The 10,008-nt window shown below is 67.5% G+C and carries 14 protein-coding genes and 1 pseudogene; 11 read left to right on the top strand and 4 right to left on the bottom strand.

Annotated elements, in window-relative coordinates; genetic code table 11:
* The first annotated feature begins 60 nt into the window (after positions 1–60).
* From hisC to tatC, 11 genes are all read left to right on the top strand, one after another.
* The gene (hisC, locus tag QZ749_RS02190; protein WP_296942807.1) at positions 61–1,164 is read left to right on the top strand and encodes a histidinol-phosphate transaminase; all 1,104 of its coding nucleotides are present in this window, start codon (positions 61–63) and stop codon (positions 1,162–1,164) included.
* The gene (gene hisB, locus QZ749_RS02195) at positions 1,164–1,754 is read left to right on the top strand and encodes an imidazoleglycerol-phosphate dehydratase HisB (RefSeq protein WP_296942768.1); all 591 of its coding nucleotides are present in this window, start codon (positions 1,164–1,166) and stop codon (positions 1,752–1,754) included. The genes hisC and hisB overlap by 1 nt, the downstream gene beginning before the upstream one ends.
* 12 nt (positions 1,755–1,766) lie before the next feature.
* Positions 1,767–2,405, top strand: coding sequence for an imidazole glycerol phosphate synthase subunit HisH (gene hisH / locus QZ749_RS02200; protein WP_296942770.1), 639 nt, complete (start codon positions 1,767–1,769; stop codon positions 2,403–2,405).
* Positions 2,406–2,453: 48 nt separating this feature from the next.
* Positions 2,454–3,230: a 1-(5-phosphoribosyl)-5-[(5-phosphoribosylamino)methylideneamino]imidazole-4-carboxamide isomerase gene (gene hisA, locus QZ749_RS02205; protein WP_296942772.1), complete on the top strand. Its 777-nt coding sequence runs from the start codon at positions 2,454–2,456 to the stop codon at positions 3,228–3,230.
* A 126-nt stretch (positions 3,231–3,356) separates the two neighbouring features.
* Positions 3,357–4,118 (top strand): imidazole glycerol phosphate synthase subunit HisF, encoded by a 762-nt coding sequence (hisF, locus tag QZ749_RS02210; protein WP_296942774.1) that lies wholly within the window; start codon positions 3,357–3,359, stop codon positions 4,116–4,118.
* Between the two features lie 8 nt (positions 4,119–4,126).
* Entirely contained in the window at positions 4,127–4,561 is a 435-nt protein-coding gene (gene hisI / locus QZ749_RS02215; RefSeq protein WP_296942776.1) for a phosphoribosyl-AMP cyclohydrolase, read from the top strand.
* Positions 4,558–4,899 carry a phosphoribosyl-ATP diphosphatase gene (locus QZ749_RS02220; protein ID WP_296942778.1) on the top strand — a complete coding sequence of 114 codons (342 nt, stop codon included), beginning with the start codon at positions 4,558–4,560 and terminating at the stop codon, positions 4,897–4,899. Before hisI ends, QZ749_RS02220 begins: the two co-directional genes overlap by 4 nt.
* A gap of 102 nt (positions 4,900–5,001) precedes the next feature.
* A complete protein-coding gene (locus tag QZ749_RS02225) occupies positions 5,002–5,376 on the top strand; it encodes a histidine triad nucleotide-binding protein (RefSeq protein ID WP_296942779.1) in 375 nt (124 codons plus the stop codon).
* A 216-nt stretch (positions 5,377–5,592) separates the two neighbouring features.
* On the top strand, positions 5,593–5,832 hold the full coding sequence (gene tatA, locus QZ749_RS02230; protein WP_296942781.1) for a Sec-independent protein translocase subunit TatA: 240 nt from the start codon (positions 5,593–5,595) through the stop codon (positions 5,830–5,832).
* 14 nt (positions 5,833–5,846) lie between these two features.
* Positions 5,847–6,386: a Sec-independent protein translocase protein TatB gene (gene tatB, locus QZ749_RS02235; protein ID WP_296942783.1), complete on the top strand. Its 540-nt coding sequence runs from the start codon at positions 5,847–5,849 to the stop codon at positions 6,384–6,386.
* On the top strand, positions 6,386–7,141 hold the full coding sequence (tatC, locus tag QZ749_RS02240; protein WP_296942785.1) for a twin-arginine translocase subunit TatC: 756 nt from the start codon (positions 6,386–6,388) through the stop codon (positions 7,139–7,141). Before tatB ends, tatC begins: the two co-directional genes overlap by 1 nt.
* 132 nt (positions 7,142–7,273) lie before the next feature.
* On the opposite strand, the gene QZ749_RS02245 is transcribed toward tatC, so the two are convergent.
* From QZ749_RS02245 to QZ749_RS02260, 4 genes and pseudogenes are all read right to left on the bottom strand, one after another.
* Positions 7,274–8,362 (bottom strand): chemotaxis response regulator protein-glutamate methylesterase, encoded by a 1,089-nt coding sequence (locus tag QZ749_RS02245; RefSeq protein WP_296942787.1) that lies wholly within the window; start codon positions 8,360–8,362, stop codon positions 7,274–7,276.
* Between the two features lie 7 nt (positions 8,363–8,369).
* Positions 8,370–9,215, bottom strand: coding sequence for a protein-glutamate O-methyltransferase CheR (locus tag QZ749_RS02250; protein ID WP_296942789.1), 846 nt, complete (start codon positions 9,213–9,215; stop codon positions 8,370–8,372).
* A 7-nt stretch (positions 9,216–9,222) separates the two neighbouring features.
* Positions 9,223–9,723, bottom strand: coding sequence for a chemotaxis protein CheW (locus tag QZ749_RS02255; protein WP_296942792.1), 501 nt, complete (start codon positions 9,721–9,723; stop codon positions 9,223–9,225).
* Between the two features lie 11 nt (positions 9,724–9,734).
* A pseudogene (locus QZ749_RS02260) lies at positions 9,735–10,008 on the bottom strand (methyl-accepting chemotaxis protein); the annotation flags it as partial.

The raw sequence follows: 10,008 nt of genomic DNA on the forward strand, positions 1-10,008 counted from the left end.
CAACATGGTTCCCGCCCGCGCGGGAACGACGGCGTATCGAACATGACTGAGAAAGACACCATGACCCGCATCGACCACCTCATCGCCAACACGATCCGCGAAGACGTGCGTGCCGGCCATGTCTACAACGTCCCGGACGCGAGCGGCTACGTCAAGCTCGACGCGATGGAAAACCCGTACGTGCTGCCCGAATCGCTGCGCATCGAGCTGGGACGGCGCCTGGCCGACGCCGCCCTGAACCGCTACCCGGTGCCGTCGTACGCCACGCTCAAGCAACGCATCCGCGCCAGGCTGGGCGTGCCGGCGGGGCACGACGTCATCCTCGGCAACGGCTCCGACGAGATCATCGCTATCCTGTGTATGGCCTGCGCCCGGCAAATGCCGAACGGGAAAGGCGGCCGCGCCGTGGTGCTGGCGCCGGTCCCGGCCTTCGTGATGTTCCAGCGCTCGGCCCAGTTCGCGGGCATGGACTTCGTCGGCGTGCCCCTGAAGCCGGACTTCTCGCTCGACATGCCGGCCATGCTGGCCGCCATCGCCGAACACCGGCCGGCGCTGGTGTTCCTGGCCTACCCGAACAACCCTACCGGCAACCTGTACGACGCCGCCGACATGGTCGCGATCATCGAGGCATTGGGCGAGACCGGCATCGCCGTGGTCGACGAGGCGTACCAGCCGTTCGCCGGCACCAGCTTCATGGCGCGCCTGCCGCAGTATCCGAACATGGTCGTGATGCGCACGCTCTCCAAGCTGGGCCTGGCCGGCATCCGCCTGGGCTACCTGGCCGCGGCGCCGGCCCTGCTGGAGCAGTTCGACAAGGTGCGTCCGCCCTACAACATCAACGTGCTGACCCAGGTGGCGGCCGAGTTCGCACTGGACCACCTGGACGTGCTGGACGGGCAGGCGGCCCTGCTGAACGCGGCGCGCGCCGACCTGGCGCAGGCGCTGGCGGCGCTGCCGGGCGTGACGGTATTCCCGTCGAGCGCGAATTTCATTACCCTGCGCGTACCCGATCCGCAGCAGACCTGCGCTAAACTGTTCGAAGCACGGGTGTTGATCAAGAATTTGAGTAGAATGCACGCATTGCTGGCCGGTTGCATCCGTGTGACCGTCAGCACCCCGGAAGAGAATTCCGTATTCCTGAATGCCCTGAAGGCTTCCCTGTAATGACCCGCACCGCAGAAATCACGCGCAACACCAGCGAGACGCAGATCCGCGTCGCCCTGAACCTGGACGGCACCGGCCGCCAGAAACTCGACACCGGGGTGCCGTTCCTCGACCACATGCTGGACCAGATCGCCCGCCACGGGCTGATCGACCTCGAGGTCGAGGCGGTCGGCGACCTGCACATCGACGACCACCATACCGTCGAGGACACCGGCATCACGCTGGGCATGGCGGTGGCCAGGGCCATCGGCGACAAGAAGGGCATCCGCCGCTACGGCCATGCCTACGTGCCGCTGGACGAGGCGCTGTCGCGCGTCGTGATCGATTTCTCGGGGCGCCCGGGCCTGGAATGGCACGTGCCGTTCACCCGCGCCACCATCGGCCGCTTCGACGTCGACCTGACCATCGAGTTCTTCCGCGGCTTCGTCAACCATGCGGGCGTCACGCTGCACGTCGACAATCTGCGCGGCGTGAACGCGCATCACCAGTGCGAGACCGTGTTCAAGGCCTTCGGCCGCGCGCTGCGCATGGCGTCCGAGCTGGACGAGCGCGCGCTGGGCACGATCCCGTCGACCAAGGGCAGCCTGTAAGGATCGATCGTCATGACGAACAGGATTGTGGTGATCGACGGCGTGGGCAACCTGCGCTCGGTGGTGCAGGCGCTGCGCGCCGTGGCGCCCGAGGCCGACGTGCGGGTGTCGAACGACCCGGCCGTCATCGACGCGGCCGACCGCGTGGTGCTGCCGGGCCAGGGCGCGATGCGCGACTGCATGCAGAGCCTGCGCGACTCCGGCGCCCAGGAGGCCCTGCTGCGCGCCGTGAAGACGCGCCCGGTGATGGGCGTGTGCGTGGGCGAGCAGATGCTGTTCGACCTGAGCGAGGAGGGCATGGAGCCCGGCCTGGGCCTGATGCCCGGCAAGGTAGTGCGCTTCCGCCTCGACGGCAGGCTGCAGGCCGACGGCTCGCGCTTCAAGGTGCCGCAGATGGGCTGGAACCGCGTGCGCCAGTCGCGCGCCCACCCGCTGTGGGACGGCGTGGCCGACAACAGTTATTTCTATTTCGTGCACAGCTACTACGCCGTGCCCGACGATCCGCGGCACACCATCGGCGAGGCCGATTATGGCGCGCCGTACTGCTGCGCGGTCGCGATGGACAACGTCGTCGCGACCCAGTTCCACCCCGAGAAAAGCGCCGACGCCGGCCTGCAGCTGTACCAGAATTTCGTCCACTGGAAACCCTGACCCGTTCCGTAACCCCTCGTCCCAGCCCTTAACCAAACGATACCGATCATGCTGCTGATCCCCGCCATCGACCTGAAAGACGGTCACTGCGTTCGCCTGAAACAGGGCGATATGGACCTCGCCACCGTGTTTTCCGAAGATCCCGCCGAGATGGCGCTGCACTGGCTCAAGAAGGGTGCGCGCCGTCTGCACCTGGTCGACCTGAACGGCGCGTTCGCGGGCAAGCCGAAGAACGAGGAAGCGATCAAGTCGATCCTGGCCGTGGTGCAGGACTTCGCCGTCGAGAACGGGCTGGACGAGATCCCGGTCCAGCTGGGCGGCGGCATCCGCGACCTCGACACCATCGAGCGCTACCTCGACGACGGCATCAGCTACATCATCGTCGGCACGGCCGCCGTCAAGAACCCGGGCTTCCTGCACGACGCCTGCGGCGCCTTCCCCGGTCACATCATCGTCGGCCTGGACGCCAAGGACGGCAAGGTCGCCACCGACGGCTGGAGCAAGATGTCGGGCCACGAAGTCATCGACCTGGCCAGGAAGTTCGAAGGCTACGGCGTCGAATCGATCGTCTACACCGACATCGGCCGCGACGGCATGATGGGCGGCGTGAACATCGAGGCGACCGTGCGCCTGGCGCAGGCCGTGCGCATCCCGATCATCGCCTCCGGCGGCCTGCACAACCTGGCCGACGTCGAGGCGCTGTGCGCGGTGCAGGACGAAGGCATCGAAGGCGTGATCTGCGGCCGCTCGATCTACGAGGGCACGCTCGACCTGGCCAGCGCGCAGGAACGCGCGGACGAGCTGACCGAAGGCGCGCAGGCCTAAGCCGCCGCCACGTATGAAACGTCGTCCCGGCGCAGGCCGGGACCCAGGTTCTGTACGCAGACGGTTCACGCAAAAATTGGGCCCCGGCCTTCGCCGGGGCGACGTTGTTCAAGCCATCTACATTTTATGCTCGCAAAACGCATCATCCCTTGCCTGGACGTCACCGGCGGCCGCGTGGTCAAGGGCGTCAACTTCACCGAACTGCGCGACGCCGGCGACCCGGTCGAGATCGCGCGCCGCTATAACGAGCAGGGCGCCGACGAGATCACCTTCCTCGACATCACGGCGTCCTCGGACGGGCGCGACCTGATCCTGCCGATCATCGAGGCCGTGGCCTCGACCGTGTTCATCCCGCTCACGGTGGGCGGCGGCGTGCGCAAGGTCGAGGACGTGCGCCGCCTGCTGAACGCCGGCGCCGACAAGGTCTCGATGAACACCTCGGCCGTGACCAATCCGCAGCTCGTGCACGACGCCGCGCAGAAGCACGGCTCGCAATGCATCGTCGTCGCCATCGACGCCAAGCAGGTCGCGCCCGGCAAGTGGGAAGTGTTCACGCACGGCGGACGCAATCCGACCGGGCTGGACGCCGTCGACTGGGCGCGCAAGATGGAAAGCCTGGGCGCCGGCGAGCTGCTGCTCACCAGCATGGACCGCGACGGCACCCGGTCCGGCTTCGACCTGGGCCTGACGCGCGCCGTGTCGGATGCGGTCGGCATTGCCGTGATCGCCTCGGGCGGCGTGGGCGGCCTGCAGGACCTGGCCGACGGCGTCATCGAAGGCCATGCCGACGCCGTGCTGGCGGCGAGCATCTTCCACTACGGCCAGCACACGGTCGGCGAAGCGAAACGCTTCATGGCCGCGCGCGGCATTCCGATGCGCCTGGAGTAAAACGACACATGATCAGTCCGACGACGACCCCATCGATCCCGGCCCAGCCCTGGCTCAAGAAAGTCAAATGGGACGAGCACGGCCTGGTGCCGGTGATCGCCCAGGAAGCCTCCAGCGGCGACATCCTGATGTTCGCCTGGATGAACCGCGAGGCACTGGCCAGGACCGTGGAACTGGGCGAGGCCGTGTACTGGAGCCGCTCGCGCAAGAAGCTGTGGCACAAGGGCGAAGAGTCCGGCCACGTGCAGAAGGTGCTGGAAATCCGCCTCGACTGCGACGAGGACGTGGTGCTGCTGAAGGTCGAGCAGGCCGGCGGCATCGCCTGCCACACCGGCCGCCATTCCTGCTTCTTCCAGAAGTTCGACAACGGCGACTGGCACAGCGTCGACCCCGTGCTGCAGGATCCCGATACCATCTACACGAACCCGAAGAAGAGCAAATGAGCGACATCCTCGACCGCGTCGCCGCGGTCATCGCCGCGCGCAAGCCGGAACACGGCGGCGACCCGGCCACCTCCTACGTGGCGAAGCTGTTCGCCAAGGGCGACGACGCCATCCTGAAAAAGATCGGCGAGGAAGCCGTCGAGACCGTGATGGCCGCCAAGGACGTGCGCGCCGGCGCCGACCCGTCCAAGCTGCTGTACGAGACGGCCGACCTGTGGTTCCATTCGCTGGTGCTGCTGGCGCAGTTCGGCCTCACGCCGCAACAGGTGCTGGACGAGCTGGCGCGCCGCGAAGGCGTGTCCGGCATTGCCGAAAAAGCGTCGCGTCCGCGCGACTGAGCCGTATAAATCGTTGCCTGCGGTCATCCCGCTGTCATTCGAATTGGATACAATTTCGGGCTTGCCCTCGCACGTGGCAGGCGCCATCTGATGGAGAGAACCATGGATAACTGTATCTTCTGCAAGATCGCCGCCAGGCAGATCCCGGCCAGCGTGGTGTACGAGGACGACGACGTGCTCGCGTTCAAGGATATCAACCCGGCCGCGCCGGTGCACCTGCTGGTGATCCCGAAGCGGCACGTCGACACGCTGTCGGATTGCACGGACGAGCATGCGCCGCTGCTCGGCAAGATGCTGGCGCTGGCCCCGAAGCTGGCGGCCGAACACGGCATCGCCGTCGGGACGGATGCCGACGGCCAGCGCAGCGGCGGCTTCAAGACCCTCGTCAACAGCGGTCCGGACGGCGGCCAGGAGGTCTACCACCTGCACCTGCACGTGTATGGCGGGGCGCGGCCGTGGCGCGGGCTGGGTACCTGACAAGGTAAGGGGACCTCGTCAAACCGTAGCGAGCGGCAGCAATTTTGGCCGAGAAGCGCAGCTGTACGCGAGTACAGCGAGCATCGCAGGCCAAAAGTGCAACGCGCAGTAGGTTTGGCGGGGTTCCCCAAAGGAAAGGGAGCGTTCCGTTCCCGCATCGCTTATACTGCGCGTGGCTTCACGCGAAATCGGGCAAGCGCCCGCAAGGAGAAAACAATGGGTTCGTTAAGCATTTGGCACTGGGTGATCGTGCTGGTCATCGTGATGCTCGTGTTCGGTACCAAGAAGCTGGGCAATATCGGCTCCGACCTGGGCAAGGCCGTCAAGGGTTTCAAGGATGGCGTGAAGAACGACGACGACAAGCATGGCGACGCCTCGGACATGCCGCCGGTGCAGCAGAAGGTGGCCGACAAGTCGACCATCGACGTCGAGACGCGCGAAAAGAACCGGTCCTGATCGCAGCGTAGAGCATGATCGATCTCGGTCTTACCAAACTCGCCATCATCGGCGCGGTGGCGCTCGTGGTGATCGGCCCCGAAAAGCTGCCGAAGGTGGCGCGCATGGCCGGCACCCTGTACGGGCGCGCCCAGCGCTACCTGAACGAGGTCAAGACCGAGGTGTCGCGCGAGATCGAGATGGAAGAGCTGCGCAACCTGCACAAGGAAGTCCAGGACACCGCGCACAACTTCAGGAACGAGGTCGAGACCGCGAAGTCCGGCTTCGAGCAGGGCGTCTCTTCCCACCTCGACGAGGTCGAATCGGCCTGGCGCGGCGAAGAGGCGGCCGACAAGGCGCATGCCGCGGCGATCGCTTCCGGCGCCAGCTTCACCGCCACGCCGGATGACCTCGACCGCAAGGCGCGCGACTTCCGCCGCAAGAGGCTGGCCAAGACTTCCAGCATCCCGGCCTGGTACAAGAACCGCAACAATGCCCGCCAGCACGTGCTGTCCGGCGCGGCCCGCGTGCGCAAGTTCCGTCCCGGCGCCAAATCCAACACCTCCTTTTTCTGATGACCCAAGAAGCCGCGGGCGAAGAAACCTTCATCTCCCATCTCGTCGAGTTGCGCGACCGCCTGGTCAAGGCCTCGATCGGGATCGCGATCATGTGCGCCGCCCTGATGCTGTGGCCCGGCCCGGCGCATATCTACGACCTGCTGGCCGCGCCGATGCTGGCCTCGCTGCCGGTCGGTTCCAAGATGATCGCCACCGGCGTCGTCGCGCCGTTCCTGGTGCCGATGAAGGTCACGCTGCTGCTGGCCTTCATCATCTCGCTGCCCTGGGTGTTCTACCAGGCCTGGGCCTTCGTCGCCCCCGGCCTGTACGCGCACGAGAAGCGCCTGGTGCTGCCGCTGGTGATCTCGTCCTCGGTGCTGTTCATCGCCGGCGTGGCGTTCTGCTACTTCTTCGTGTTCGGGCGGGTGTTCCACTTCATCAGCGAGTTCTCCCCGAGCTCGATCGCCGTCACGCCCGACATCGAGAACTACCTCGACTTCGTGATGTCGATGTGCCTGGCCTTCGGCTGCGCCTTTGAGGTGCCGGTGGTCGTGGTGATCCTGGTGCGCATGGGCATCGTCAGCATCGAGAAGCTGCGTTCGATCCGCCCCTACGCCATCGTCGGCGCCTTCGTGATCGCCGCCATCGTCACGCCGCCGGACGTGGTCAGCCAGCTGGCGCTGGCCATTCCGATGTGCCTGCTGTTCGAGCTGGGCCTGATCATGGCGCCGGTGTTCGTGCGCGTGTCGCGGGCGCCCGAAGAGCGGGCCTGAGGCCGATTCCCCCGCGTGGCTTGCGTGGCTTGCGTGCCCGGCGGATCGGCGATGCTGCCGGTGCCGTAGGGTGCGCTCCCCGCGCGCACCCCCCTTCACCCACCAGGAACGGTTGCCGCTAACGGGAACGCGTCAGCGGCCGGCCAGTTGCTGCAGGATCTCGCGGTCGATCGCCTTGAGCGGCACGGTCTTCTCGACGGCGCCGCGCTTGACCGCTTCCTTCGGCATGCCGTAGACGACGCAGCTTTCCTCGTCCTGCGCCACGGTGCGGGCGCCGGCCTTGCGCATCTCGAGCAGGCCGGCGGCGCCGTCGTCGCCCATGCCGGTCATGATGATGCCGAGCGCATTGGCGCCGGCATGCCTGGCCACCGAACGGAACAGCACGTCGACGGAAGGGCGGTGGCGGTTCACCAGCGGGCCGTCGATGACGTCCACGCCGTACTGCGCGCCGTCGCGCCGCAGCAGCATGTGCTTGCCGCCCGGGGCGATCAGCACGCGCCCCTGCAGCACGCGGTCGCCGTGGCGCGCCTCGCGCACCTCGACTTGGCACAGCTTGTCGAGCCGCTCGGCGAAGGCGGCGGTGAATTTTTCCGGCATGTGCTGCACGACGACGATGCCCGGCGTCACGCGCGGCAGCGCCGTCAGCACGTCTTCGAGCGCCAGGGTGCCGCCGGTGGAGGTGCCGATCGCCACCACGCGCTCGGTCGTGCGCAGCAGGGCGCGCGGCTCGTGCGGGGCGGCCGGCGCCGGCGCCATGACGGCGTCGGCCGTCAGTTTCGCCGGCGGTACCGAGGGCGTGCGCGCCATCAGCCGGCGCACGTTGACCTGGGCCGCGGCGCGCACCGCCGCCACCAGTTCGCCGGCGCTCTCGTCGAGGAAGTCCTTCAGGCCCACCCTGGGCTTGGCGATGACGGCCACCGCGCCCGCCGCCATCGCGGCGACGGTGGTCTCGGCGCCGCGCTCGGTCAGCGTGGAGCAGATCACCACCGGGGTCGGGCGCTCCGCCATGATCTTTTTCAGGAAGGTGATGCCGTCCATGCGCGGCATTTCGACGTCCAGCACCAGCACGTCCGGCCACTGCTGCTTCATGCGCTCGATGGCCAGCAACGGGTCCGACACGGCGTGCAGCAGCCGGATGCCGGGCGCCGCCTCCAGCATGGCGCCGACGACCTTGCGCACGACGGCCGAATCGTCCACCACCATCACGTTGATTGTATTCATGGGGGTATTATTCCACCGTCATGCGTGCGCCGGGCGCAGGCTTGCGGTAGACGGACGGCACGACCGGGCGCACGGCGTCGCTGATCTCGTGCAGGCTCTCGGAATGGCCGATGACGAAATGCCCGCCGGGCTTCAGGCGTCCGGCGACGCGCGCCACCACCTGGCGCTTGGTGTCGGCGCTGAAGTAGATCATCACGTTGCGCAGGAAGACCATGTCGTAGCTGCCCAGGTCCGGCGGCAGGTCGGTGTTCAGGTTCACCTGGCGGAACTGCACGCGCTGGCGCAGCGCGCGGTCGACCAGCAGGGTGCCCTGCTGCTCGCGGATGCCCTTCAGGCAGAAGCGCCGCAGGTAGTCCGGCGGCACGTGGGCGGTCCGCTCCAGCGGGTAGTGGCCGGTGCGCGCGCGCTGCAGCACGCGGGTGCTGATGTCGGACGCCACCACTTCCCAGGGCAGGTTGCCCAGCACGTCCGCCAGCACCATCGCGATGCTGTACGGTTCCTCGCCGGACGAGCAGGCCGCGCTCCAGACCCGGAACGGCGCGCCGCCGCGCAGGGCGGGGCGCGCGGCCTCCGCTTCCTGGCGCAGCAGGTCGAAGTGGCGCGCCTCGCGGAAGAAATAGGTCTCGTTGGTGGTCAGGAGGTCGATCGCCAGCTGCACCTCGTCCGCGTGGCGGCCGTCCTGCAGCAGGCGGAAATAGGCGTCGTAGCTGGCCAGGCCGTGGTGCTGCAGGCGCTTGGCCAGGCGCCCGCTGACCAGCGCCTTCTTCGAGTCCGACATCGTGATGCCGGCCGCGTCGAAGATGAAGCGGCGGAAGCTGGCGAACTCGCCTTCGCTGATCGCGCTGTGCTGCATGAGCGCCTCAGGCGACGGCGTCGGCGGCCGCGGCCAGTTCCGGCAGGCCGTCCAGCGCCAGCACCTGGCGCACGTCCAGCAGGATGACGAACTTGCCGTTCAACTTGCCCATGCCGGAAATGAAGTCGCCGCGGATGCGCGTGCCGAACGAGGGCGCCGGTTCGATCTCGGCAGCCGGGATGTCCAGCACCGCGCTGACCGCGTCGACCACCACGCCGGTCACCTGGCGCTCGCCGTCGGCTTCCAGTTCGACGATGACGATGCAGGTGCGCTTGCCCGGTACCGCCGGCGGCCGGCCGAAGCGCGCCGCCAGGTCCATCACCGGCACCACCGCGCCGCGCAGGTTGATCACGCCGCGGATCGACGGCGGCATCATCGGCACTTCGGTGATGCTGCCGAACTCGATGATCTCCTTCACGGCCATGATGCCGATGCCGAACGCTTCGCCGCCCAGCATGAAGGTCAGGTATTGCGCCGGAGCGCCCGTATCCATGTGTTCTTGCTTCATGTGACCGCCATTCAGAAGTGGGTGAAGTTCGCCTCGTCCGGCGTGCCCTGGGTGGCGAAGCCGTCGGCCAGGCGCAGCGCGTTGCCGCGCCGCGCCGGTCGCGTGGCCGCCGGACGCGCCACCACGGCCAGCCTGCCGCGCACCGTGTCGGCGGCGGCCAGGCGGAAGAAGCTCATCGCCTGCTGCAGTTGCTCGGCCTGGCTGCTCATCTCCTCGGCCGTCGCCGCCAGTTCTTCCGAGCTGGAGGCGTTCTGCTGGGTGGTCTGGCTCATCTGGCCGACCGCG

Source organism: uncultured Massilia sp. (assembly GCF_913773735.1).
Lineage (GTDB): Bacteria > Pseudomonadota > Gammaproteobacteria > Burkholderiales > Burkholderiaceae_D > Telluria.

Bases quoted from the DNA above. Each gene is read 5' to 3' on its own strand.
- hisC (WP_296942807.1), top strand. From the start codon at position 61: ATGACCCGCATCGACCACCTCATCGCCAACACGATCCGCGAAGACGTG.
- hisB (WP_296942768.1), top strand. From the start codon at position 1,164: ATGACCCGCACCGCAGAAATCACGCGCAACACCAGCGAGACGCAGATC.
- hisH (WP_296942770.1), top strand. From the start codon at position 1,767: ATGACGAACAGGATTGTGGTGATCGACGGCGTGGGCAACCTGCGCTCG.
- hisA (WP_296942772.1), top strand. From the start codon at position 2,454: ATGCTGCTGATCCCCGCCATCGACCTGAAAGACGGTCACTGCGTTCGC.
- hisF (WP_296942774.1), top strand. From the start codon at position 3,357: ATGCTCGCAAAACGCATCATCCCTTGCCTGGACGTCACCGGCGGCCGC.
- hisI (WP_296942776.1), top strand. From the start codon at position 4,127: ATGATCAGTCCGACGACGACCCCATCGATCCCGGCCCAGCCCTGGCTC.
- QZ749_RS02220 (WP_296942778.1), top strand. From the start codon at position 4,558: ATGAGCGACATCCTCGACCGCGTCGCCGCGGTCATCGCCGCGCGCAAG.
- QZ749_RS02225 (WP_296942779.1), top strand. From the start codon at position 5,002: ATGGATAACTGTATCTTCTGCAAGATCGCCGCCAGGCAGATCCCGGCC.
- tatA (WP_296942781.1), top strand. From the start codon at position 5,593: ATGGGTTCGTTAAGCATTTGGCACTGGGTGATCGTGCTGGTCATCGTG.
- tatB (WP_296942783.1), top strand. From the start codon at position 5,847: ATGATCGATCTCGGTCTTACCAAACTCGCCATCATCGGCGCGGTGGCG.
- tatC (WP_296942785.1), top strand. From the start codon at position 6,386: ATGACCCAAGAAGCCGCGGGCGAAGAAACCTTCATCTCCCATCTCGTC.
- QZ749_RS02245 (WP_296942787.1), bottom strand. From the start codon at position 8,362: ATGAATACAATCAACGTGATGGTGGTGGACGATTCGGCCGTCGTGCGC.
- QZ749_RS02250 (WP_296942789.1), bottom strand. From the start codon at position 9,215: ATGCAGCACAGCGCGATCAGCGAAGGCGAGTTCGCCAGCTTCCGCCGC.
- QZ749_RS02255 (WP_296942792.1), bottom strand. From the start codon at position 9,723: ATGAAGCAAGAACACATGGATACGGGCGCTCCGGCGCAATACCTGACC.